Raw genomic sequence first — 26,320 nt, forward strand, 5'->3', positions numbered from 1 at the left:
ACCAAATTAAAGCGCCTCAATGGCGCTTTTTTATTATTTTAAAATTATTAGCTAATAATTTTTAGTAATTTTATCCTGCCGTACTATGCTTTTAACACACCTATTAAAATGGACTAAGGCATGGCAAAGTTGGTATTGGCAATTGATGACGACAAATATGTTCATCATATAATTGAAGAGTCTTTAGCAGGGTTTTGTAAAATTATTCATGCAAAAGATGGCGATGAAGGATTAAGGCTAACCAATAAATACAACCCAGATATTATTTTACTCGATATTGAAATGCCAGGTATGTCAGGCTATGAGGTATGTAAAACAATAAAACAGAATGAAAACACCCAAGATATTCCCGTTATGTTTCTCTCATCTAAAATAGAGCTTAGTGATCGTGTAAAAGGTTACAGTGTTGGCGCATCCGATTACATTACTAAGCCTTTTAATACAGAAGAGCTAATAGCACGTATAAAAGTGCTTTATGAATACAGACAAAAATGTGTAAAGCTAAAACTAGATATAGTAAAAGCAAATAAAACTGCTGAAATGGCAATGACAGAATCCGGCGATATGGGACGCATAATGCGCTACGTTGGGCAAAGTTATCATGCTAATAACTTACAGTTATTGAGTGAATATTTTTTAGCTTTTTTTGCACCTTTAAATTTAGATGTTGTTGTGGTGTTTTGGTATCAAAGCAAAGGTATGTTTTACAGTCAGCAAAGTGGTGTGTGCCCATTAGAGCAAGAGCTGCTAGAGCAGCATCGACATGCCAAACGATTTGTTGATATTGGCAGCAGTACTATTATTAACTACCCCAAAGTATCCCTTTTAATAAAAAATATGCCCGTTGATAACGATGCTTTATATGGGCGCTACAAAGATCTGTTTCCGCATATATTAGAAGCGACCAACGAAAAGGTTGTGACTATGGAAAGAAGCGAAAGCAGTTATGAGCAGGCAGCTCAAATAAGTACAGCCCTTCAAGATATTGTTAAGCAGTTAACTACTCAAAATGTAGAGCAAAACAAAAGTACTAAAGTGTTTATAGAGCAGCTACATGAACTTGACTGCGCTATTAAGCTACAACAAACACAAGCAAATTCTGCGGATCTCACTTTATACATATCTCAATTGGATCAAACAATGCAGTTGTTTGTATCGGCTAATAGTGATTTGGCGTTTATCAAATATCAGCTTAAACAAGTTGCCGAAAGCCGCAATGAGCTTATATCTAATTTACGTAGTAAAGCAGAAGCAACTAAGGTTAATACTAATCATCATAGTGATATAGAGCTATTTTAGTGCTTTAAAGCAAAGCGGTTGATATACTGCAGGCGTATTTTATCGTCGGAGTTTATTGTGGTTATTCAGTGTGCTTTTAAAGAGTTACGCCCTTATTTAAATGAATTAGAAACACGCTTTGGTTTAGCCCAATGGGCGCAAAATTGCAGTGGCTTTAGCTTACATTACGATGATAAAGGATTAAGTCTATTTAAAACCGACGAGCCAAAACTAGGTGCAATTAACGTTGATTTTGTAACCGGTGCTGCCGCCCATAGGCGTAAGTTTGGCGGTGGTAAAGGGCAAGCAATTGCCAAAGCGGTGGGTTTAAATAAAGGCGCAACGCCTGTTGTACTTGATGCTACCGCTGGTTTAGGGCGAGATGGTTTTGTACTTGCCTCGCTAGGGTGCAAAGTTATATTACATGAACGTCACCCGGTTGTAGCTGCACTTTTATACGATGGTTTAAAGCGAGCCTATAGCGATATTGAAATTGGTTTGTGGATGAAAGAAAACATGAGCCTAATATTTGGCTCAAGTCATACTTTGCTCTCTCAATGCGAAAGCATGCCTGATGTTGTTTATTTAGATCCCATGTTCCCGCATCGCGAAAAATCAGCATTAGTTAAAAAAGAAATGCGCGTATTCCAAGAGCTTGTTGGTGCAGACAACGACGCTGACGACCTACTTGATTTTGCCTATCCACTTGCCAGTAAGCGTGTTGTTGTAAAGCGCCCCGATTACGCTCCATTCTTAAACGAAAAAACCCCAAGTATGCAGATCAAAACCAAAAAGAACCGTTTTGATGTCTATGTAAAGGCGGCAATGATTTAAGCATCAAAACAAATCGGCGTTATATCCCTAGAATTTATGTCGCTGAAACCATACTTTGATTTCAGCGACAACTTATCCATGTAAGAATCGTAATATTGGGTTTGATCTTAGGATCTAGCCTTTTGAATCTAGGATCTTATTACATTTTCATGTTAGAATTTGCGCAATTTTTTGGCATAGCAAAGTAGCACAGTAATGATCTTAGATGATATTCGCATTGTTTTAGTTAACACGTCACATTCCGGCAATATTGGTTCGGCGGCTCGCGCCATGAAAACCATGGGTTTATCAAAACTTTATTTAGTTGATCCTGCCTGCGAAATCGATAGCCAAGCAAGTGCACTTGCTGCCGGCGCAACTGATGTTTTAGGCAACGCAGTTATTGTAGGTACTGTTGAAGAAGCTATAGCTGACTGTACATTAACTATTGGTACTAGTGCGCGCTCTCGCACGCTTTCGTGGCCAATGGTTGAACCACGTGAATGTGGTGAAAAACTCGTTGCTGAAGCCGTAAATGGTCCTGTAGCTTTAGTATTTGGTCGTGAAAACAGTGGTTTAACTAATGAAGAATTACAGCTTTGTAATTATCATGTATGTATTCCTGCTAATCCAGAATATAGCTCGCTTAATTTAGCAATGGCCGTACAAACGCTTAGCTACGAAACGCGCATGGCATTTTTGAATCAACAACCTAAAAAGGTTGAAGAAGACGACGCAGTTTACCCAAGTTCAAAGCAAACAGAGCTGTTTTATGATCACCTTGAAGATACGCTTTTCAAAACAGGTTTTATCATCAAACAACACCCTGGTTTAGTTATGACTAAATTACGTCGTTTATTTAACCGCGCCCACCCTGAAGATGCCGAAATGAATATTTTACGCGGTATTCTCACCTCAATTAATAAGGCTATCCCTAAGTAACTTAGGTATAGCTATTAGTTATAAAAACCAAAGGGTAAATAACTAGCTAATACTTGACTAAAATACTCAGGTAATTACAATGGCTGTAATACTTGACCAAAGAGGTCAAGTATTAAAAATTTGTTAACTCTACAATTTAAAAGTAAGAGTTTCTAAATCAAATTTTTATCAAGTGATAATACTTGACTAATTTACTCTGGTAATTAAAATTTGCACTCTTTTGTGCAGGGGGCGTTATGAAGTTAACATCAAAAGGCAGATATGCCGTTACAGCTATGCTGGATGTTGCACTACACACAGGTGTAGGTCCTGTAGCCCTTGCTGATATTTCACAAAGACAAGAAATTTCTTTGTCTTACCTTGAACAATTATTTGCTCGTTTACGTAAAAATGGCCTAGTAAGTTCTGTTCGTGGACCTGGTGGTGGTTATTTACTAGGACGTGAAGCGGGCGTTATCTCTGTTGGCGATATTATTAGCGCCGTAGACGAATCGGTTGATGCAACACGTTGCCAAGGTGCCGATACCGGCTGTCAGAGTGGTATGCGTTGTTTAACACATAATTTGTGGTCAGACTTAAGCGCACGCATAGAAGAATTTTTGAATAATATTACCCTTGCTGAATTGGTGAAAAAATCAGATGTTAAAGAAATAGCATCGCGCCAAGATAACAGTATTAATAATGCAATTAAGCAGTTGGAAAACATTCAAGTAAGCTGTCAACTTTAAGGTTGACCTGCAGCGGAGAGAGAAATGAAGTTACCGATTTATTTAGATTACGCAGCGACCACGCCTGTTGATGAACGTGTTGCTAAAGAAATGATGCAATGCCTGACAATGGACGGTAAGTTTGGTAATCCTGCGTCACGCTCACATCGTTTTGGTTGGCAAGCAGAAGAAGCTGTTGACCAAGCACGTACAGATATTGCTGATTTAATTAATGCAGACCCACGTGAAATTGTTTTCACATCGGGTGCAACTGAATCAAATAACCTTGCTATTAAAGGTGCAGCACAGTTTTACAAGAAAAAAGGTAAGCACGTTATTACCGCTAAAACTGAGCATAAAGCTGTAATCGACACATGTCGTGAGCTTGAGCGCCAAGGTTTTGAAGTAACTTACATGGACGTTGAAGAAAACGGCCTACTTGATTTACAAAAACTTGCCGACACAATGCGTGACGACACAGTACTTGTAAGCATCATGCACGTTAATAACGAGCTAGGTGTAATTCAAGATATCGCGACTATTGGCGAAATGTGTCGCGAACGTAAAATTATGTTCCACGTAGATGCAGCGCAAAGCGCGGGTAAAGTATTAATCGACGTGCAACAGCTTAAAGTTGATTTTATGTCGTTCTCTGCACATAAAGTGTATGGCCCTAAAGGTGTTGGTGCACTTTACGTTCGTCGTAAACCACGTGCTCGCCTTGAAGCGCAAATGCACGGTGGCGGACATGAACGCGGTATGCGCTCTGGTACGCTAGCTACTCACCAATTAGTGGGTATGGGTACAGCGTTTAAAATTGCTAAGCAAGATTTCGAAAAAGATCACGCACACATCAGCGCCTTACGTAATCGTTTAATCGACGGCATTATGGCTGATATGGACGAAGTATACTTTAACGGCACGCAAGACCAATCAGTACCTGGCATTGTAAACATCAGCTTTAACTTTGTTGAAGGTGAGTCGTTACTTATGGCAGTAAAAGACATTGCAGTATCGTCAGGTTCAGCCTGTACATCTGCAAGCTTAGAGCCTTCTTATGTATTACGTGCACTTGGCCGTAACGACGAATTAGCACATAGCTCAATTCGTTTTAGTATTGGTCGCTTTACTACCGAAGAAGAGATTGATTACACCGTCGAATTAATGAAAAACTCTATCGGTCGCCTACGTGAGATGTCTCCACTTTGGGAGATGCATCAAGAAGGTATTGATTTAGATTCAGTTGAATGGGCTCACCACTAATAGTGTGAGCACATACCCTAGCAGGTAATGAGGATAGAATAATGGCTTATAGTGATAAAGTAATCGACCACGTAGAAAACCCACGTAACGTAGGTACTCTAGATAAGAATGATCCGTCAGTGGCAACGGGTATGGTAGGCGCACCAGCATGTGGTGACGTAATGAAATTGCAAATCAAAGTATCTGCCACTGGCGTTATTGAAGATGCAAAATTCAAAACCTACGGTTGTGGTAGCGCAATTGCTTCATCTTCACTTGTAACAGAGTGGGTTAAAGGCAAAACGCTAGACGAAGCAGCGACAATTAAAAACACTGATATCAGTGCAGAGCTAGAATTACCACCAGTGAAAATTCACTGTTCAATTTTAGCCGAAGACGCAATTCAAGCAGCAATTGCAGACTACAAAAGCAAACAAGCGAAGTAAGAAGAGAAACTCATGGCAGTGACATTGACAGATGCGGCAGCAAACCGCGTACAATCATTTTTAGCAAACCGCGGTAAAGGTTTAGGCCTGCGCGTTGGCATTAAAACGACGGGCTGTTCAGGTCTTGCTTATGTACTTGAGTTTGTTGACGATTTAAACGAAGACGATGAAACTTTTGCGGCTAAAGGCGTAACATTAATTGTTGACGCTAAAAGCTTAGTTTACATCGATGGCACAGAGCTCGACTACACTAAAGAAGGCTTAAATGAAGGGTTTAAATTTAGAAACCCTAATCAAGCAGATGAGTGTGGTTGTGGCGAAAGCTTTACCGTTTAAGCTTTAAAGATCTTTGTAGTATAAATAAGCCCTGCCAGTTAATGTAGGGCTTTGTTATTTTTGAAATTAATTTCTGAATTTTATTGGTTGAAGTTATGCGCTATTTTGAGTTATTTGCAATACCAGTTGACTACAATATTGATTTGGTAACAGTTAATAAGCACTACTTGGAATTACAACGTACTGTGCATCCCGATCGCCACGCCAATGCGAGCAGTCGCGATAAGTTAATGGCTGTGCAAAGCGCCGCCGAAATTAACGATGCGCTACAAATATTAAAGCACCCAGTAAAGCGTGCTGAATATATGTTGAGCGAGCTAGGCGTTGATATTCGTGCAGAGCAGCAAACCTTGCAAGATCCAATGTTTTTAATGCAGCAAATGGAACTTCGCGAAGAGCTTGAAGAGTTAGCATCGTCGAGCGATCCTGATACTGCGATTGCAAATTTTGAAAAACAAATTAAGCAACTAAACGCGCAGTACAGTGCACAACTTGCCGAGCAACTAGCAAGTAACGATGAGCAGCAATATCAACTTGCCGCAGACAATATTCGTAAACTGAAATTTGTTTATAAATTACGTGACGAACTAGAGCGCATTGAAGACAGTTTATTTGACGATTAATTACTTGCTGCAAAGCGAGCAACACGAGTTTAAAGAGCATTATGGCATTATTGCAAATTGCTGAGCCGGGGCAGAGCGCGGCACCACACGAACATAAACTAGCTATTGGTATTGACCTTGGTACAACTAATTCATTGGTTGCAACAGTACAAAGTGGCGAAGCCCGCACGTTAACTGATGATCTTGGCGCGGCTATGTTACCGTCGGTTGTTCGTTATCAAGCAGGCGGTATTACTGTTGGCGCAGAGGCTGCACAAGCCGCAACGCAAGACCCTGCTAATACACTTATTTCGGTTAAGCGTTTTTTAGGTAAAACTCAGGCTGAAATAGAGAAAAGTTATGGGCAACTACCGTATGAGTTCTGTGAGCACAATGGTGCGCTAGCAATAGAAACTGCGGCAGGTAAAATCAGTCCAATTAAAGCATCAAGCCATATTTTAGCTGCATTAAAAGCACGAGCTGAGCAAAGTTTTGGCAACCAAGAAATTTTAGGGGCTGTAATCACAGTACCAGCGTACTTTGATGACGCACAGCGCCAAAGTACTAAAGATGCCGCAGAGCTGGCTGGTATTAACGTACTACGTTTATTAAATGAGCCAACAGCAGCAGCCGTTGCTTATGGTTTAGATTCTGGCCAAGAAGGTATTATTGCTGTTTACGATTTAGGCGGTGGTACATTTGATATATCAGTACTTAGATTACACCAAGGTGTATTTGAAGTAATGGCAACTGGCGGCGACTCAAGTCTCGGTGGTGATGACTTTGACTCACTACTTGTTGATTACTTTAAGCAGCAAACTGGTGTGTCAGCGTTGTCACCTTCAGTTTTACGTTTATTCATCAATAAAGCAAAAGCGTGTAAAGAAGCATTAAGCCAATACGCTAAAGTAAACGTGGGTCTTGAGTTTGACGATAAAAAATACACAGTAGAAGTAACACGCGAAACGTTTGATGAAATGGCTATGCCTCTCGTTAAAAAAACACTGCGTTCGTGTCGTCGTGCTGTAAAAGATGCTGGCATAGAAAACGACGAAGTACTGCAAGTTATTATGGTAGGCGGTTCAACCCGTATGCCACTGGTACGTAGCCAAGTACAAAGCTTTTTTGATAAAGAGCCGCTAACTTCAATCGACCCTGATCGTGTTGTAGCCCTAGGTGCTGCGCTTCAAGCCGACGTGTTAATTGGCAATAAGCCCGATTCTGACATGCTATTGCTTGATGTATTACCGTTATCGCTAGGCCTTGAAACTATGGGTGGTTTGGTTGAAAAAATCATTCCGCGTAATACAACAATTCCGGTAGCACGCGCGCAAGAATTTACGACGTTTAAAGACGGCCAAACAGCTATGTCATTACATGTGCTGCAAGGTGAGCGTGAGCTTGTTGATGATTGTCGATCGCTTGCTAAGTTTAGCTTAAAAGGTATTCCACCAATGGCGGCAGGTGCTGCGCATATTCGTGTAACCTTTAAAGTTGATGCTGATGGCCTATTAAGTGTTTCAGCTATGGAAAAATCAACAGGCGTACAAGCTGAAATTCAAGTTAAGCCTTCGTTTGGTTTATCTGACGACCAAGTAGCTAACATGCTAAAAGAGTCAATGAGCAACGCTAAAGGCGACATGCAAGCACGTATGCTTAAAGAGCAACAAGTAGAAGCGTTACGCGTAATAGAAGCGCTTAATGCATCACTTGCAGCCGATGCTGCATTACTTGACGATATGCAACTTGCTAACTTACGCGCTGAAATTGCAGAACTGGTAAAAGTGCGCGAAAATGCACAAGAGCCTGGCGAAATTAAAGCAGCTATCGAAAAAGTCGATAATGCGAGTAGCGACTTTGCATCGCGTAGAATGGATGCATCAATTAAAAAGGCCCTTACAGGGCAGTCAGTAGACAACATTTAAGAGAGATTAGAATGCCACAAATTGTTTTTCTTCCACATCCTGAATTATGTCCTGACGGCGCTGCAATTGAAGCCCCTGCAGGCCAAACAGTACTCGACGCTGCACTTAAAAATGGCATTAGTATTGCACATGCCTGCGAAAAGTCGTGTGCATGTACTACGTGTCATTTAGTGATTCGTGAAGGATTTGATTCACTACAAGAGAGTGATGAGCTAGAAGATGACATGCTAGATAAAGCATGGGGTTTAGAGCCTGAGTCACGCCTTGGTTGCCAAGCAATTATAAGAGATGAAGACCTAGTGGTTGAAATACCTAAGTACAATCTCAATATCGTTAATGAAGAGCACTAGTTTTTAACGATGTATTTTTAAAAGCCGCTGTTTGATACAGCGGCTTTTTTGTTTCAAAAAACCATTCATAAACATGTAGCAGCGACTTTATGTCGCGTTTTTTAAATCTCAAACGTTTTAAGCTAAATTTTACTAATTTTAGGTTTTATCTCAAAAATGATTACGTATTTTTCAGATTATATAAACGCGGGGTAAACCCGCTGCTACGGGTTGAACCTAACCCCTAAAATTTATTTCGGAGGTGTATTTTGAGTAATCTTATTTTTTCTGACTCATTTATTAACGGCGAATTTTATAAAACTGATACGCGCTTTAGCGTTAACGATCCCGCGACCGAAAAAAGTATCGTAGATGTAAGTGACATAGACGAGCAAGGCGTAAATAATGCAATAACCGCCGCACAAGGTGCCTTTGTAAAACTAAAAACGGCGAATGCAACGCAGCGAAGCGAAACGTTAATGCGCTGGTATGAGCTAGTTATAAAGCACAAGCAAACACTTGCAGAGCTAATGACTAAAGAGCAAGGCAAACCACTTAAAGAATCCCTTGGTGAAATTGATTACGGTGCAGGTTTTATCAAATGGTTTGCAGAAGAAGCCAAACGTAGTTACGGAGATGTAATTCCGCCAACAGATGACTCGCATCGTTTAACTAGCTTTAAGCAGCCTGTCGGTGTTGTAGCTGGTATTACGCCGTGGAACTTCCCTGTTGCTATGGTTACTCGTAAAGTAGCTCCAGCTTACGCTGCGGGCTGTAGCTTTATACTTAAACCTTCTGAACATACGCCACTATGCGCTATCGCACTTGCTTATTTGGCCGATCAAGCTGGTTTTGTTAAAGGTGCATTTAATGTACTGGTTTCACAAGATGCCAAAACAGTAGGTAAAATGCTGACTGACTCAGAAGTCGTGCGTAAGTTTACATTTACCGGCTCTACCGGTGTAGGTAAGCAGTTGCTATCTCAATGTGCAGACACAATTAAACGCACCTCGATGGAGCTTGGCGGCAATGCGCCTTTTATCATTTTTGATAATGCAGATTTAGATGAAGCTGTAGAAGGGCTAATGGCGGCTAAATTTAGAAATAGTGGGCAGGCATGTGTTGCTGCAAACCGTATCTTTATACAGCGTAATATTCTCGACAAAGTACTGTCAAAAATCACGCCTAAGGTTGCAGCGCTAAAAGTGGCAAATGGTTTTGAAGACGATGTTGATATTGGCCCACTCATTTACCCTAAAGCCAAAGATAAAGTACAACAGTTAGTACAAGACGCACTCGATAAAGGTGCTACGTTGATTGGCGATAATAGTGACTTAGGTGGCAGCTTTCAAAACCCATTAATAGTAAACAACGTAACGACAGAGATGGATATTTACCACGAAGAAGTATTTGGTCCAGTATTAACGGTTATTCCTTTTGATGAAGAAAGTGAAGTGCTTGCACTTGCTAACGATGTACCATTTGGTCTGGCAGCCTACTTTTACAGCCAAAATATTAAGCAAATTTACCGAATTAGTGAAGGGCTTGAATTTGGTATGGTAGGTGTAAACGAAGGTGTTATATCAAACCCAGTAGCGCCTTTCGGTGGCGTTAAACAATCTGGTTTGGGCCGAGAAGGTGGGCATCAAGGGCTGGATGAGTACCTAGAAGAAAAATACGTTTGTATTAAAATATAACGGCAGTTAAGTATACGAGCGCGAATTTACTTCGCGCTTTTTTATGACGTTAATATGGCAGATATATGAACTTTACCTTTTACTGTTGCTACCCAAAGCGCTAAATGCTACCTTTGGGAACATATTTTTTGTTAATAAAACAACATAAAAAAACAAATAAAAAGTAAAAGGATTTCTATAAGTAGAAATAACCCCGTGTGTAAATGCCACCGTAAGGTGGCATTTTTTTGTTTGGATAGGTATAGGCTGTAATAAGCGCATTTTGAATAAAGGCATGGCTTATAGGTGCTAACTTATAGGTGTGTAACCGGGTAAGTTATCAAAATCTATCTCATCTAGCTGCTCTGGGTTAGCATATTCATTGATATAATTTTTATAGACTTCTGACTCAATAAAAATAGCAAAAATGTCAGGATCAAGATGATTGTTACTGACCATGTTTCCTAAAATATTCAAGCATTCACTTACTGGTTTTGCTTTTTTGTAAGGTCTATCTACAGCTGAAAGGGCCTCAAAAATATCAGTGATCGCCATTAACCTCGCAGGTACAGACATTTGCTCTTTAGTTAATCCGCGTGGGTAGCCAGTGCCATCTAGTTTTTCATGATGGCCCAATGCATATTCAGCCACATTACTAAGATGTTTAGGGAACGGCAATATATCTAATATATTTTTAGTTATATCCATATGACGCTTCATTATGTCACGCTCATCTTGTGTAAGTGTGCCGCGTCGTATCATTAGGTTTTCAACTTCATTATCAGTAAGTAACGGTGTTTTTTCACCCTTTATTTTCAGTGAATACTGCTTTGATATTCTGATTATATGAGCTTGTTCCTCTTCGCCTAAAAACTCTCCACCAACATTCACTCGTTGTAATAAAGCTCGGTCGAGCGCTAATTGTTTTAGATCTGTATCAAGTAGCCGTTCAAGTTGTAAAACTTCAATCGGCTTATTTTTTTTCATTGCAAAAATTATTTGCTGTTGATAAGAGATCTCTAAATCTCGGCTAATTATTTCAAATTTGGCATCAATAAACTCTATACGATCAAAAATGGTTTCTAACTTTGTCGATTTTTCCATGATGTGATCTGGAGTAGCAATTTTTCCACAATCATGTAGCCATCCCGCAACATTTAGCTCATGGCGATCAGCTGCACTCATTGTAAACTCTGCAAGCGGACCTTTATCTATTTTATGCACTGCATCAGCAAGCATTAACGTTAGTGCAGGCACTCGTTTACAGTGGCCACCTGTATGAGGTGATTTTTCATCGATTGCCATAGCGATCGCTTCGGCAAAAGTTGAAAAAAGCACTTCCATATCTTTAATTAAAGTAGAGTTCGTTAATGAAATGGCGCCTAAAGAAGCGAACGAGCGGATTAAAGTAACGAGCTCTTCACTAAAAGGGATATTTTTATTATGTACATCTTTTACGTTTATAAGCTGGATTACACCAATAATGTCATCTTCGTGATCTTTTAAAGGTATAGTTAGCATAGACTCAGAGCGATAACCGATGCGTTCATCCATTTTGCGTGCAGCGCTCATATCAAAAGGCAGAGCATCATACACGTCAGGAATGTTAATCACTTCTCCTGAATTAACCGAGTGGGCGACAATCGCTGTTTCATTTGGTTTGCCATCAATAAAAAGATCAATGTTAGGAAAATCAACAGGGCTACCTAAAGTGCCACCTAAATAAAGATTTAATGACTTATTTATTACTGTTTCAAACTTGAGTTGTTTGTTTGGGGTAATAGAGTAAATGCTGCCAGCATCAGAATTAGCTATCGACATCACAACTTGCAGTATTTCATCAAGTAACTTAGACGAGTTTTTTTCGGTTGTTAGCCTAATACTAATATCGATAAAATGTTGAAGATTTGTTTTGTCATTAATGTGCTGTCGCATATTTTTACTACTTTTTAGTATGTTTGAAGGCACCATTCCAATCCTTAGCAAGTGTTTTTAAATCAGTGCCCTTAATACGTTCGATAAAAATGGTATAAACGTTAGAGCTAAATACGGTAGTGATTTGTAGTTCTTTAAATAAGCTAAGCGCTTGTGGCCAGTTTTTATTATAAAAAAGCGTCATGGCCTGCTGTGATTTTTTAACTTCATTTAACTGCTTTTCATCGAGCTTATCTATAAAGTCTATAGGTTCAAATAACTGTACAGTCGTTGTTTTTCCAACAACTTGCACTTTATCTATTAGACGAAATGAAATATGAGGGCATTCCTTCATCGTTTCTTCTGTAACAAGAATAACTACCCCGTAAAATTTGGTCAAGTTTTCTACTCTCGATCCTAAATTAACAGTATCACCAAGAACTGTATAGGCTTTACGATAAACCGAACCCATATCACCTACATTCATTTCACCAGTACTTATGCCTATACCAATTTTTATTGCAGGCTGGCTGTTCTCTGCAAATAACTTATTTATTTGCGTTAACCCGTTGATCATACCCATTGCGGCTTCAACACCATGGCGGGCATGGTTTTCATCTTTTAGCGGAGCATTCCAAAATGCCATCACCATGTCGCCTACGTACTTATCAATAGTTCCGTTATTATCAAATATGATTTTAGTAATAGCCGTAAGATATTCGTTTAAATATTCACTTAGCTGGTGAGGCGACATACTTTCTGATAGCGAGGTGAAGCTACGAATGTCGGCAAACAGCACTGTCATATTTTTTCGCTCACTTTTTTGAGATAAACTTTTACCTTGTAATATCATCTGATTTATACGTTCAGGAGGCATATATTGGTCAAACATAGATTTTATTTTTCGGCTATGTTTCATCTCAGCAATAGAGCCAATAATAATGTAATAACCCGCTAATATTATGATGATTAAAAGAGGCATTAATAAAGGTAAACTAATTTTTTGTACTGACCATAAATAAACATTTAAAAATATAACCACACTTGTAATTATAAGAGACAAAACAATAATAAAACGTGCGCTTTTACCATGGCTAAAAAACGACAATACGCTACCAGTTAATACAATAATGAATAGGCTTGCTCCTAACGACCAGTTAGGTTTAGATGGAAGTAGTTCTGGGTGCATTAATCCTTCAAATATATTGGCATGTACTTCTACACCGGGGTACTGCAAACCAACAGGTGTTGATCTTAAATCAGCGAGTCCAATTGCAGATGTGCCAATAAAAGCAACAGTGCCTTCTAATTCATCTGAGCCAATTCGTTGGGACAAAATATCGGTAGCAGAATAATAAGGGAAGCTATGCGCACGCCCTTTGTAAGGAATTAATACTTGCCCATATTCATCCGTTTGAATCCACTTATCTTGAAACTTTATACCTTCGAATAAGGTTATATCATTTAATATATTGGAACGAGTTTCTATGTTTTCAGCAAGCGTATAAAGTCGAGCAACTTCCAGAGCTAAAGAAGGATAGAGCTTATCGCCAACTCGGCTTACAATAGCTGCTTTACGAATAAAGCCATCTTCATCACTATGAGCATTGATAAAACCGGTACCCGTTGTAGCATTTTGTAACTGAGAAATATTTACAATAGCGCCAGAAAACTGGTTAAGTTGTGAATTAGTATGCTCCTCGGTTGCCCATACAACACTGCTTTTGGCTAGCGGTTTTTGGCTGGTGAGCTGTTCATTCAGTAATAAAAACCCCAGAGCAGTATCATTTTTAGATAATGCGCTTGCTAGTTTTGTGTCTGCATCGACTTGTTTTGTTATTTCAGCAAAGGGAATAGCGTACTTTTTTGATAAATCGGGTATTTCAGACATAATTTTTGCGACGGGATTTTCTTCCGGCTCAGAAAAAAATATATCGAACGCAATGACAATAACACCTGCATCGGTAAGCTTTGTAACAAGGTCGGCTATTTTTGAGCGACTCCAAGGAAAGCGACCTTGTTCTTGCATGCTTTTTTCATCGATATCAATTATTACTACTGATTCATCAATGCGCCTAGGCGTCTCTGAAAGCGTTAGTAGCAACCGAGAGTCGTATATTATACCTTCTACACGGTTCACTAACTTTGCGAGCGACCCAGTTGAAAATAGCTCTATTGATGCAATTAATAATGTAATAACAGCGCCAATAAAAAAGTGCTTTGAAGTAATTGGTTTTAAGGAGCTAATGAGTAACGCTCCTTGATAGACTAAAAGTCAAAAACTCGTCCTTCTCGGCCGCATTCTATTTTTACCTGTTGAGCGTACTGCGTGTGTAAATATTTTTCTATAGCTAATAACTGCTTATCGGTTCTTGATGGATCGTGGCTAATAATAACCACATTTTTAATACTCGCTTTTATAGCAAGCTCAGCAACCTGATCTATAGTGCTATGCCCCCAACCATGTTTAAGAGGCAAGTCTGCATCTATAAATTGAGCATCATGGATCAGTAAATCAGCACCTTCAATAAAATTGACCCATTCGCTAATACTTGTTTTGGCTTTTTTTTGCGGGATTAGCTCATTGTCGGTAACGTAAGCTATCTTTTTTTTGTCTGCTTTAATGCAATAAGCAGTTCCGCCACCTGGATGATTTAGTGGCGCAGTCGAAATTGAAAAGTCATTTATAGTGAACTGCTTTTGAGAAGATAAATCAGTATTAAGCGTAATGTTGGCAGGTAAATCTTGATAACACACCGGAAAGTACGAACCACTCATTTGCTTTAATATAGCATCTTTACTTTTTTTATCATCAACGTTACCCACAGCAATAGTTATGTCGCGGTTGGGTTGGTAAATAGGTTTAAAAAAAGGAAACCCTTGAATATGATCCCAATGGTTATGAGTTAGCAAAATATTGATAGGACTTTGTGTTTTTAGTAAACGAGTGCCGAGTTCTACAATACCGGTACCAGAATCTAAAATGAGATCTTTGCCATTATTTTGTTCAATATACACACATGAGGTGTTCCCCCCAAAAATGTGCGTATTACTTCCAGCTGAAGCCATTGAGCCTCGAACACCAAAAAATTCAACTTTCATAATTTAGGGTTTAACTCCATCGGTATAAAAATTAAATTTAGACAGACTTATATTATTAGAAGTGCCATCAAAGCATGTACTACTAACCACTACTTCTGTATCTGTTTGTAAAAGCATAGATGAAAACTGATGAGTATTGTCGCATTGCTCTGCCTGGTAATAGCCAAGTGCGTTTGAGCCAAACAAAGTATCTATTGTTCCATCAGCTAAAATACGCGCAATCATGCCTTTAGAGTCACTCATTCCTGTGAGAATAATATTACCAGCACTATCTAACGCTGCATCAGTTACTTTAATATTACCGCTTGATGCTAATTGATATTGGCCTACACCATTAACTGCAAAGCTTGAGTCTTCGCTACCATCAGTTAATAACTTTATAATAGTTGCTTGATCAGGCGTAGTTCCATTATTTGCAATCAAATATAGGTTTGCTGAGCTATCGGCTAAAATCTTAGCGGCTCTATTGGTAACATCTACAGCTGAGCGGGTATCAAGGTAGCTAAAGATTTCATTGGCATCATCATCTATTTTAAGCATCAGTAACTGTGAATCGCTACCAGAGGCAAATTTACCACCGATAAATATATCTTTGTTTGCATCTATGTATAAAACTTCAAAATTTTCATTTTCGTCGCCAAAATAAGTCCCACTAGTACCAAAACTATTTTCTGGCTTGCCATCGCTTTTTAGCATAGCTGCAAATGAATTTGTAACACCCAAATATATAGCTGAGCCGACGGCAACAATATGATCGCTGCTATCAATTGCTACATCAGCAAAGTTAACTTTAGTATCTATAAGGTCCGTTGTTGTATAAATGCCATTAGTTGCAAAGCTATCATCAAGGTAACCATTTTGGTCTACTTTTGCTATGAAGCCTGATTCACTTGCACCATTAATTAGTGTACCTGCAATAATAATATTGCCATCACCGAGCTCAGCTAAAGTAACCTTTTTATCGGCTACATTTATACTTATTACTTTACTACCATCAACACTAAAGCTGGTATCAATAAGCCCTGCACTGGTAAAACGGGTTAAAATGAGTTTATTATTTGAGTTATATTGTGCAACAGAAGCACTTATATATTTATTGGTATGGGTACCGCTTTTAAGTTTTAACACCTTCATTGATTGATCATCAGAGCTAATATTTACATTATTTAAGCTTGTATAACCATCAGTTGAAAAATCAGTAAATAGGCTTGCTTCATTAGTTATTGCAGCTATAAAAGGCTCATTCGTTGAGTCATTAAATTTACCAGCGAGCCATAAGGTATCATTTTCATCAATAGTTAATGATTTTGCAGATTGGTTACTGTTTCCAGTTGAGATTATATTAATTCCTGAATCACCATAGCTTGAAACTAGCTCTCCATCACCTAGATCAATGCGTGCTGTAAATAATTGCTCAATTTTATTTTCATCACTCGCATCTAGCCCTGTAGTACCTGAGAGTATGATTTTGTTACTCATAGGTTCATATTCTAATCCAGTAATGATATCGCCTCCGTTACCATTCCCTGAATTCCCATCTATGTTGTATAGTGCGATACCGTCATCATCACCAAAATCGTCATCAATATCACCTGAATTATCAATTGCAATTACAGCCGCTTCTTTTTCACCTGAAGAACGTGTGATATAACCCCCTAAAAAGGCGGTAAAATTAATGGCGTCTATGCCGGCAATAGCAAATAACTCATCGTCACCTTCTTCATCTGATAAATCTACTATCAGTGTGTTACCAGAGTTAAAATTACTGTTGTTCCTACCATCAGGGAGAATATACCTAATTGTCGCATCTAAATCGTTTTCTTCACCAATAGCACTACCTACAATGAGCAAATCTGAATTACCAAAGTTTTTTATTGCATGCGATTCGTCATCACGATTTCTACCACTTACATCGACGGTGCTTGGCGTGCCGGCTTCAAAGGTTAAAGAAGAAATATCGTATTTAAGCCACAAGCTATCTTTTTCTAAGCCATTGTACGAATAACCCACGCCTTGTACTTTATTATCGGTGAATTCAAGATCGTTTATTACAGAATTACTAGCAAGTGCTGTACATTTAGTGCCTGTATTACCGTCGCCAGAGTTAGTACTTATAGTGCCAACAGCGCTCATTTTTAATAAACAGGCTTCGGTATTTGTACCATCAAAGCTTGAGTAGCCAATAAATAGCTCCCCATTGCCAGAGATAATAGCGGTGCCTTCTTCGTCTTTGCCTAGGTCTATTATTTTAAAGCCATTACCGTTAAATGCCGTGTTTACAGCCCCTGTATTTGTATAGGACGCAATAACAATATCTTTATCTAAATTATTGTTGTAGCCAACAAAGTAAAGGTTAGTATTAAGCAATATACTATCTTTGAATTCACCATCAGAAAAAGCACCTGAAAGCTCAATCTCACCGCTGAGAGGGCGACCAAAAATATCATCTTCGACTGGGATGAGCGGATCTACTTCATCAGTAATATCTACAGTGATGGTTACGGTCGTGGTTTTATTTGGCGTGCCATCATCAGTAATATCAATATCTATTGTGTGCTGCGTGTCAGTTTCAAAATTAAACGGGCTTGTACCATTTACAGTTAGTAAGCCGTTGGCACTATTTAAAGTAAATAATCCTGTATCGCCGCCACTTAAACTAAAGCTAAGGGTGTTATTTTCAACATCAGTAGCGGTAATAGTACCAATTGCTTCACCGTCAGTTGCATTTTCATCAATTGTGAAATTTTGATTTAATGCATTTGGGGCATCGTTAATTGGTGTAATAGTAATTGTTAAGGTGCCTTGAACATCATCTGTACCATCACTTACTGTATACGTTACCGTTGCTGTGTTTTCGTTGTTTAAGTCGGGGGTGAACTTAACTTGGTTACTTTCAATACTTACAGTACCTATATCAGCAGTTACCGCAGTTATTGATAGAGTATCAGCTACGTCAGCATCGGTATCATTACTTAACACGTCAATAATAGTTTCAGGTGCATCTTCATTCAATGTCGTGCTATCAGCATTAGCAATAGGGGCATCATTCACCGAGGTGACCGTTATAGTTAACACGGCAGTGGCTGACTCTGCGCCATCACTTAGGGTGTAATTTACAATGGCTTGGCCGCTAAAATTGGCTCCAGGTGTGTAAACAATATTATTGCCAGAAACTGATACCGTGCCAGTTGTTGTGTTTGCAGCACTAATGGAAAGAGTATCGTTTTCTATATCTGTATCGTTACTCAACACATCTATATTTGTTGCGGTAGCATCTTCTAAAATAGTGGCTGTATCTGGATTCGCAATAGGGGCATCGTTCACTGGTGTTACAGTGATAGTTAATACGCCAGCGGCTGACTCTACGCCATCACTTAGGGTATAATTTACAATGGCTTGGCCGCTAAAGTTTTCATCTGGTGTATAAATTACATCATTACCTAAGCTTGAAATCGAACCAGAACTCGCATTTACTGCGCTGATAGAGAGTGTATCGTTTTCTACATCTGTATCGTTACTCAACACATCTATATTTGTTGCGGTAGCATCTTCTAAAATAGTAGCTGTATCTGGGCTAGCAATAGGGGCATCGTTCACCGGGGTGACCGTTATAGTTAATACGCCTGCGGCTGTAACTACGCTATCACTTAGGGTGTAATTTACAATGGCTTGGCCGTTAAAATTGGCTTCAGGTGTGTAAACAATATTATTGCCAGAAACTGACACAGTGCCAGTTGTAGCGTTTGCAGCACTAATGGAAAGTGTATCGTTTTCTACATCCGTATCGTTACTCAACACATTTATATTTGTTGCTGTGGCATCTTCCAAAATAGTGGCTGTATCTGGGTTGGCAATAGGGGCATCGTTCACTGGTGTAACAGTGATAGTTAATACACCAGAAGTTAAGTCTGTACCATCAGTTAGGGTGTAATTTACAGTAGCTTGTCCGTTAAAGTTTGCATCTGGGGTATAAGCTAAGTTACTACCCGCGACAGACACCGAGCCCGTACTTGTGCTTGCTGAGCTAATAGACAGAGAATCATTATCTACATCGGTATCGTTGCTTAATACGTTAATATTGGTTGTTGTAGCATCTTCTAAAACAGTGGCTGCATCAGGGTTTGCAATTGGCGCGTCATTAATTGGTGTAATGGTAACAGTTAGCGTCCCTGTGGCACTTGCGATGCCGTCTGTTAAAGTATAAGTAATTGTCGCTGTGCCATTTTCATTAGCACTTGGTGTATATTGAACCAGGTTATTAAAAATTGACACACTGCCTATATCACTCATAACTGAGCTGATATTTAAGCTGTCACCGTCTAAATCTGTGTCGTTGCTGAGCACATTTATTAGCGCTCCCTGAGTATCTTCAGCAATTGTAATGCTATCTGAATTAGCCACTGGCGCATCGTTAGTCGGGGATATAGTTATTTGTAAATTGGCACTGGCACTCGCTCCGTTACCATCTGATAGTGTATAAGAAACAATAGCTACACCGTTACTATTGGGCGTTGGTGTATATTCTATTTTATTCCCAACAATAGAAGCCATGCCTAGTTCGGTAGCAACACTTGTAATTGTTAAGTTATCACCATCGACATCTGTATCGTTAGCGAGTACATCAACTAATATGGGCGATGCATCTTCTACCATTGAGGCGCTATCTGATAAGGCGATAGGAGTGTCGTTTATGGGTGTAATTGTAAGTATTACAGTTGCATTACTTGATAGCGGCGAATCATCTGCAATTCCATCAGAAATTGTATAGCTTAGAGTTACTTCGCCAAAGTAATTAGGCTCAGGGGTATACTTAATACTATTATTTACAATCCTTGCTGTACCAACCGTGTTTGTAACGTTTGTAAGTGTAATTATATCGCCATTAGCATCAGTATCATTCTCTAATACATTAAATATTATGCTAGGGCTGTCTTCGGCAAACGTATATTGATCATCATTGGCTTTTGCTGGAGAGTTTGAGCCCGTTTTACTCAATACTACTTGCGCTGTAGCTTCTAGTCCTTGCTCATTAGAAACTGAGTATGTAAAGCTATCTACATCCAATGAATCTGAGTTTGGCTGGTAGGTAAATGAGCCATCGCTGCTCAAAGTTAGAATACCACTTTGCACGTCAATAACCGGAGAGGTATTAACAGTAAGTTGGCCTGGCTCTATATTCACATCATTTTTTAGCAAACCATTTTCAGCAGTCACATTTAAAGTTTGATTATATTGAAATTGATATTCATCATTTTGAGCCGAAGGGTTATCTGGCATACTATTTATGGTGAGCGTTACAGTTGCAATAGCAGTTGCACCAAAAGTATCAATTACTTGGTATTGAAACTCATCAATACCATAATAATTAGCATCTGGAATATATGAAAAACTACCGTTGGTAGCTAATAGCAACTGGCCATGAATAGGTGATACTAAGTAAGTGTCATCAATTATAAAGTTATCGTCGTTAGGATCTGTATCGTTTGCAAGTAATCCCAAATTAGCGCTGATAGCAAGTGTCGTATCTTCACTCAAACTATAGTTATCGTTTGAAGCCGTTGGCGGGCTGTTTTGTTCTAAAGCAACAATAGTTACTTTAGCTATTGCTTGAGCACCTTGGGCATCAAAAATACGGTACTCAAAACTATCTTCGCCCTGCATACCTAAAGTACCTACATATTCAAAGCTACCATCTGCATTAAGCGTTATGCTGCCTTTATTTGGTAAAGTAACAGGAGATGTATCTACGGTTAGTGGGTCTAAGTCTATATCCCTATCATTAGCTAATAGACCAGGGGCTGTAATTAACAAAGTACCGTCTGCATTTATATTGTAAGTGTTATCAAGTGCTATCGGCGCATCGTTTACGGCATTTATTGTTATTTGTACAATGCCAGTATCAATCATCCCAAGCTCATTAATTACCTGATAGCTAAATGCATCAATGCCATTAAAATTAGTTCGTGGGGTATAAGTAAACGCTCCATTTGGGCTAATTGTAACTCTACCGTGCTGCGGGCTCACCAAGGGAGTTGTATTTGTATTAAGTTCGCCTTTAAATTGGTCTGTGTCATTAGTTAACACATTATTTTCCAGTGTTTGATCTTCATTAACTTCAAATTGATCATTAACTGCATTTGGGGCAAAGTTTAATTCGCCTCCTACAGGAGCTACATTAATTATCTCTGCAAAACCACTTTCTCCACTGCCGTCGATTCCAGTAAGTAAAATTTGGTAGCTTTTATCGGCTAATGAATTGTTAACACTGTAGGTGGTACCAGATAAACCTAAAAATTGTTGGCCGTTTTCTAAGTCATCTATATTCGTTGTTGTTACACCCGCTTCGGTTGCTAAATAAACGTTATAACGGTTTAAATTTTCATTTGCTTGCCATGATAAATTAATGGTCTGTCCGTCTCTTTGCGCGGTCACGCCTTCAATTTGATAAGGTTGCCAGCTAACCGTAATTGCATCTGCAAGTACCTGATTACTAAGGCTGTCAGTGATCCATATTTCTAGGCGCAAATCGCCTGCATTAAGACCATAAAAGTAAGGGCTTAGCCCTATTATAGATTGTTCAAAATTAGTTCCACACTCTTGTGTGCAAATGGCTAAGCTTTTGTTGACGCTTGGGAGTACCAAATTTACAGCATTTATGCCATCAGGGTCTGACACAGCAAGTAAAAAGGTAATATTGCCTTGTATAACTTCGTTCGGTTGCGAAAGCGAAATTGTGGCTTGAGCATTTGCTGTTGCTGAACCAACAATACCTCGACTAGAAGAGATAGCACCAGAAACTTGAGTTTTAGTTGTGATAGTTTCACCTATCACACCGGATAAATTAAGTGTTCCTGCTGGTGAAGTAGAGGGGGCTTTTCCAATAGGCGATGACACTAATTCTTGCTGTGACGTTTCTTCAGAGCCGCCACAGGCACTGAGCAAAAAAACCATTGAACCGAGCAAAAAAAGGTTTTTTGCTGTCATTCTACATACTCCAATAAAAAGCTTTGTATTCAAATTATTTAAGGCTCTAATCTAAAAGCACCTGAGGCATTTACTGCGGGGTTACTTATTTCACTTAGGCTAAAATCACCTGTAATAGTGTCTGCGTTATTTAAAAAAATAGCATCAATTTCACCGGCGGCTTTATTATTGTTATGCGACGCAAAAGTAACGGCTAAATCTAGCTTGGTTAAATCAATAAAACCGCTATAAGCGGCATACCAGTTTCCGCCTGCATCGTTAAAACTTATTTCACCATCGGGTACTGTACCGTTGTCAAAATCTACCGACATAGACATAGAAAAATCACTTACTTCACCTAAACTTGATAAAACATCAAAGCGTGTTGCTTGATAGTTTAAAATACCTTGGCGCTGCGCTATTTGATCTATTAAAGATGCATTACTGAGCGCCTGAAACTGTTGCTCTACATATACATCAGCAAGCAGTGTATCGGCATCTGTATTATTTTCTGAAGTATTATCTGCAGCTAATGATTGTTGCTCTGATTCTGAATTCGCTTCATTGTCACTATTAATAGCAACAATGTTTTGGGTAAAAACAGCCGGTGCTTGCGTTGTTTTTATAACATCACCTAAAGAGGTAATGTGTGCAAAAGAAAAAGGTTCATTGCTTCCAAGCGAGACAACGCTTTGATCATTCAGTGTAAGGTCAATAGCGCCATCCCAAACGGCTACATACATATCACCACCGAGAAGTTGCAATTCAAAATGCGTACCACGAATACCAATCGATCCAACCGGCGTTTTAACATTATAAGCGCCTCCATTTTTTTTAATAACACCAGAGATAGAGCGTAGTCCGCCTTTAATTAATTCTATAGAGGCTGAACCTTGCTGCGTGGCAGTATCAAATTCATAGCTAGCAATATTTAATTCAGAATTTTCTTTTAATGCGATCAGGCCACCATCAGACATCGAAAACTGTGCCTTACTTTTTTCGCCTGTGGTTATTCTATCTACACCAAATACAGTGTCACGTCGCTTTAGGTTTCTTTGCTGGGCAGAACTTGCATCAGTTGCTAGTACTTCACCTCGGGCTAAAATAGTTTTACCTGCAGCTACAGTATTTGCCTGAGATAAAAAGCTCACACAAAGTAAGGTGGCTAATGCTGGAATTAAATGTTTCATAAGTACCTTAAATTAAAATGAGTAGCTCGCACTTAAGTTTGTGTCAAAGCGGTCGTATTCAAATAAAGAAATATCACTTGTTTTGTCTTGGTAGTTTAACGTTAGTTGCACAGCTAAACTTTTATTAACCGAGTAGTTTAATGAGCTTGAAAGTATTAGTAAGTTATCGTTGCGATCTTGTAAGAACAAAGGGTGCTCATCTTGATAACTAATCCATTGGTAGCCAGTTTGAGCAGACAACTGCCATTGCTTAGCAAGCAAAGCGGTTACTTGGTAGTAAATGCCACTAATATTTCTAGCATTAAAATCACCATTATTTATGTTAGCGCTTTCATTTTTTAAATTAGCACTAACACTCTGATACCACCTCTGCGACATGTAACTAGCACCGATATTTAGTGCGTAGAACGAGTTGTCTAACTTTTCATCAAACGTGTTATTCATAGTACCAATTGATAAAGCACTAAAAAAACTTAGTTGCTTATCTAATTGGTAAGTTGAGCCAGCTGTAAGCGATGTTTCTGTTCTATATAAATCGCCATCCAACAATAAAGGGGTAATGCCTGCTTGCACATACCAACGAATATTATCTAGCTGTTGCTGGTAGCGCCCTACAAAACTTGTATTTATACGGTCATACTCAGATAACTTATTAAATTTATACCAATCAGCATTTACACCCAAAGAAAGCGCACTACGTTGATCAATAGGGTGTGAGTAATGGCCTTTATAATTTAACTTTACATAGTTATCGTCGGTACTTTTACTTTCTGGTGATAGTAAAAACTCACCCAGATTAGGAATTAAAATAGTGTCTTCAGATGTACCTGCGTTAACGTTTCCATCTACACCATAAGCAACTTCAATACTTTGATTATATGAGCGCTGAGCAAAGCGTTGCTTACGCTGTGTGATTTCTAATAAAGTTCGTGCGGCCGTCTTCACTCTATTTGGTGACGTGGTTGTATTTATTAATACTGAAGCTTGAGAATTGGCAGCGGGTAAATTATTTGCAGCAATATAAGATCTGACTAAATATAAACGAGCTTCATACCATTGCGGTTTTGATTCAACGACTCGTTCAAAAGCAAATACAGCAGGGGCCGAGAGTCCTGAGTTAAGTGCTGAAACCCCTAATAAATAGTCAAAATCAGGCTCACCCAGGTATTTATAATTTTTCTGACTATTTTGATAGGCTTCAGAATACCTTTCTTCTGATATTAGATATTTTAGTTCACCTAATAATTTCACATAAGAAATGCTATCTTGAGCCTTAGCATTCAAACTAAATAAAGCAAAGTAACTAAGTAGTAAAATAAAAAAAACTTGCTTGATCATACTTATTTTAATATCCCGTAAAATGATGAACTATTAGCTAATACTAATTGCTATTAATCTTTAATAAGGTAGCACTTTCTATTTGTATGTAAAGTTAAGTAGTGCGTTATTAAATAATTGTTAATCGAGATTTTTGGAGTAAATTTGAGATAATAAAGGTCAGTTTATTGAGTGAACTTTGGTTTAAATATAAAAAGGATAGTATTTATTGCAGAAATTAAACAGGGGAAAAAGTGGGGCGATTGACGGGGCTTGAACCCGCGACAACCGGAATCACAATCCGGGGCTCTACCAACTGAGCTACAACCGCCACTACACACACCATGTTTGGTGTGGCGCGCATAATACATAAAATATTAAATGTTGTGAAGCCCAAAAGTGAAATAAATTAAAATAATTTAAACTATGTAAATGTAATCAGCATTGGGCAATTAATATTTATCCATACCAAGCGGTATATTTAGCACAGAATCACCTCTAAAAAATCGAATTAAGTTGCGTTTGATAGTATTAATTCATTATTTCATGAGAATAAATTGTAAATTAATGTATAATAATGTCCGAAAACGCTTAATAAAAAACATTTGGAGTAAATATGGATTCAGTACTTAATTGGCTTAACGATAACTCAGGCCTAATCTTACACTACGGTATACAAGCTGCTATTGCGCTTGTTATCTTTTTAATTGGTAGTCGTGTTGCTAAGTTTTGTTCTAACTTAACCGAAAAAGGTTTTGCTAAGAAGAAAGTAGATAAGGCAGTTGGATCTTTTGTTGCTAGCATCGTGTTCACTCTTGTGTTCGCAGTAACCATTTTAATGGCGCTTTCGCAAATTGGCATTGAAACAACATCATTCATTGCTATTTTAGGTGCTGCCGGCTTAGCTGTTGGTTTAGCGTTACAAGGTTCATTATCTAACTTTGCGTCAGGCGTACTAATTATTTTACTTCGCCCATTCAAATCAGGTGACTTTGTTGAAGCTGGTAATAAAATGGGTACCGTTAAGAAAATCGAAATTTTCTCAACTGAACTACGTACTCCAGATAACAAAGTAATCATCGTACCTAACTCTCAAATAATGTCAGGTGCTATTACAAACTTCTCGCGAGAGTCTACTCGTCGTATCGACTTAGTTATTGGTGTTGGTTACGATGCTGATTTACGTCAAGCTAAAGAAGTATTGAAGTCTGTATTAGATGCAGAAACACGCATACTTAAAGATCCAGCTTATACTGTAGCTGTAAATGAGTTAGGTGATTCTAGCGTAAACTTTGTTGTTCGCCCTTGGGTTAACGCTGCTGATTACTGGCCAACATACTGGTCTCTAATGGAAAACATTAAAATTGCATTAGACGAAGCTAATATTGCTATCCCGTTTCCACAAATGGATGTTCATTTTCACAAGCAAGACTAATTTTAAATACCTATTTAATTAAAGCTCGTCTTAATTGTTGTAGTAGTAAAGCAACTCAAAAATATAAAATTTTCATGTGGAATTTTCTGCATGAAAATTTTAA

The 26,320-nt window shown here is 38.7% G+C and carries 18 protein-coding genes and 1 tRNA gene; 12 read left to right on the top strand and 7 right to left on the bottom strand.

The window, feature by feature from the left end; translation table 11 throughout:
• Nucleotides 1–120: 120 nt before the first annotated feature.
• The 11 genes from GQR55_RS05465 (at nucleotide 121) to GQR55_RS05515 (ending at nucleotide 10,317) form a co-directional block, all read left to right on the top strand.
• Entirely contained in the window at nucleotides 121–1,299 is a 1,179-nt protein-coding gene (locus GQR55_RS05465; RefSeq protein ID WP_166419761.1) for a response regulator, read from the top strand.
• A gap of 57 nt (nucleotides 1,300–1,356) precedes the next feature.
• The gene (locus GQR55_RS05470; protein WP_007586369.1) at nucleotides 1,357–2,112 is read left to right on the top strand and encodes a class I SAM-dependent methyltransferase; all 756 of its coding nucleotides are present in this window, start codon (nucleotides 1,357–1,359) and stop codon (nucleotides 2,110–2,112) included.
• Between the two features lie 195 nt (nucleotides 2,113–2,307).
• The gene (trmJ, locus tag GQR55_RS05475; RefSeq protein WP_024589846.1) at nucleotides 2,308–3,033 is read left to right on the top strand and encodes a tRNA (cytosine(32)/uridine(32)-2'-O)-methyltransferase TrmJ; all 726 of its coding nucleotides are present in this window, start codon (nucleotides 2,308–2,310) and stop codon (nucleotides 3,031–3,033) included.
• A gap of 236 nt (nucleotides 3,034–3,269) precedes the next feature.
• Nucleotides 3,270–3,761 (top strand): Fe-S cluster assembly transcriptional regulator IscR, encoded by a 492-nt coding sequence (gene iscR, locus GQR55_RS05480; RefSeq protein WP_166419762.1) that lies wholly within the window; start codon nucleotides 3,270–3,272, stop codon nucleotides 3,759–3,761.
• 24 nt (nucleotides 3,762–3,785) lie between these two features.
• Nucleotides 3,786–5,003 (top strand): IscS subfamily cysteine desulfurase, encoded by a 1,218-nt coding sequence (locus tag GQR55_RS05485; RefSeq protein WP_002958425.1) that lies wholly within the window; start codon nucleotides 3,786–3,788, stop codon nucleotides 5,001–5,003.
• Between the two features lie 41 nt (nucleotides 5,004–5,044).
• Nucleotides 5,045–5,428 carry a Fe-S cluster assembly scaffold IscU gene (iscU, locus tag GQR55_RS05490; RefSeq protein WP_002958426.1) on the top strand — a complete coding sequence of 128 codons (384 nt, stop codon included), beginning with the start codon at nucleotides 5,045–5,047 and terminating at the stop codon, nucleotides 5,426–5,428.
• A gap of 12 nt (nucleotides 5,429–5,440) precedes the next feature.
• On the top strand, nucleotides 5,441–5,764 hold the full coding sequence (iscA, locus tag GQR55_RS05495; RefSeq protein ID WP_007377674.1) for an iron-sulfur cluster assembly protein IscA: 324 nt from the start codon (nucleotides 5,441–5,443) through the stop codon (nucleotides 5,762–5,764).
• Between the two features lie 95 nt (nucleotides 5,765–5,859).
• On the top strand, nucleotides 5,860–6,387 hold the full coding sequence (gene hscB, locus GQR55_RS05500; RefSeq protein WP_166419763.1) for a co-chaperone HscB: 528 nt from the start codon (nucleotides 5,860–5,862) through the stop codon (nucleotides 6,385–6,387).
• A gap of 41 nt (nucleotides 6,388–6,428) precedes the next feature.
• Complete coding sequence (gene hscA / locus GQR55_RS05505) at nucleotides 6,429–8,291, top strand: Fe-S protein assembly chaperone HscA (protein ID WP_166419764.1); 1,863 nt, start codon at nucleotides 6,429–6,431, stop codon at nucleotides 8,289–8,291.
• Nucleotides 8,292–8,302: 11 nt separating this feature from the next.
• Nucleotides 8,303–8,641 carry an ISC system 2Fe-2S type ferredoxin gene (gene fdx / locus GQR55_RS05510; protein ID WP_165735300.1) on the top strand — a complete coding sequence of 113 codons (339 nt, stop codon included), beginning with the start codon at nucleotides 8,303–8,305 and terminating at the stop codon, nucleotides 8,639–8,641.
• Between the two features lie 248 nt (nucleotides 8,642–8,889).
• Complete coding sequence (locus tag GQR55_RS05515; protein ID WP_166419765.1) at nucleotides 8,890–10,317, top strand: NAD-dependent succinate-semialdehyde dehydrogenase; 1,428 nt, start codon at nucleotides 8,890–8,892, stop codon at nucleotides 10,315–10,317.
• Nucleotides 10,318–10,605: 288 nt separating this feature from the next.
• On the opposite strand, the gene GQR55_RS05520 is transcribed toward GQR55_RS05515, so the two are convergent.
• From GQR55_RS05520 to GQR55_RS05550, 7 genes are all read right to left on the bottom strand, one after another.
• A complete protein-coding gene (locus tag GQR55_RS05520; protein WP_166419766.1) occupies nucleotides 10,606–12,267 on the bottom strand; it encodes an HD domain-containing phosphohydrolase in 1,662 nt (553 codons plus the stop codon).
• Nucleotides 12,239–14,350: an adenylate/guanylate cyclase domain-containing protein gene (locus GQR55_RS20340; RefSeq protein WP_346774252.1), complete on the bottom strand. Its 2,112-nt coding sequence runs from the start codon at nucleotides 14,348–14,350 to the stop codon at nucleotides 12,239–12,241. The genes GQR55_RS05520 and GQR55_RS20340 overlap by 29 nt, the downstream gene beginning before the upstream one ends.
• Nucleotides 14,351–14,478: 128 nt before the next feature.
• The gene (locus tag GQR55_RS05530) at nucleotides 14,479–15,312 is read right to left on the bottom strand and encodes an MBL fold metallo-hydrolase (RefSeq protein ID WP_166419767.1); all 834 of its coding nucleotides are present in this window, start codon (nucleotides 15,310–15,312) and stop codon (nucleotides 14,479–14,481) included.
• A 3-nt stretch (nucleotides 15,313–15,315) separates the two neighbouring features.
• Nucleotides 15,316–22,296: an Ig-like domain-containing protein gene (locus GQR55_RS05535; protein WP_166419768.1), complete on the bottom strand. Its 6,981-nt coding sequence runs from the start codon at nucleotides 22,294–22,296 to the stop codon at nucleotides 15,316–15,318.
• Nucleotides 22,297–22,334: 38 nt separating this feature from the next.
• Complete coding sequence (locus tag GQR55_RS05540) at nucleotides 22,335–23,465, bottom strand: FecR family protein (protein ID WP_166419769.1); 1,131 nt, start codon at nucleotides 23,463–23,465, stop codon at nucleotides 22,335–22,337.
• A 12-nt stretch (nucleotides 23,466–23,477) separates the two neighbouring features.
• Nucleotides 23,478–24,803, bottom strand: coding sequence for a hypothetical protein (locus tag GQR55_RS05545; RefSeq protein WP_166419770.1), 1,326 nt, complete (start codon nucleotides 24,801–24,803; stop codon nucleotides 23,478–23,480).
• 234 nt (nucleotides 24,804–25,037) lie between these two features.
• Nucleotides 25,038–25,113, bottom strand: a tRNA-His gene (locus GQR55_RS05550).
• A gap of 285 nt (nucleotides 25,114–25,398) precedes the next feature.
• On the opposite strand from GQR55_RS05550, the gene GQR55_RS05555 reads away from it, so the two are divergent.
• Nucleotides 25,399–26,217, top strand: coding sequence for a mechanosensitive ion channel domain-containing protein (locus GQR55_RS05555; protein WP_166419771.1), 819 nt, complete (start codon nucleotides 25,399–25,401; stop codon nucleotides 26,215–26,217).
• Nucleotides 26,218–26,320 lie beyond the last annotated feature (103 nt).

It is taken from the genome of Pseudoalteromonas sp. Z1A8 (assembly GCF_011378855.1).
In the GTDB taxonomy this organism is placed as follows: Bacteria; Pseudomonadota; Gammaproteobacteria; order Enterobacterales; family Alteromonadaceae; genus Pseudoalteromonas.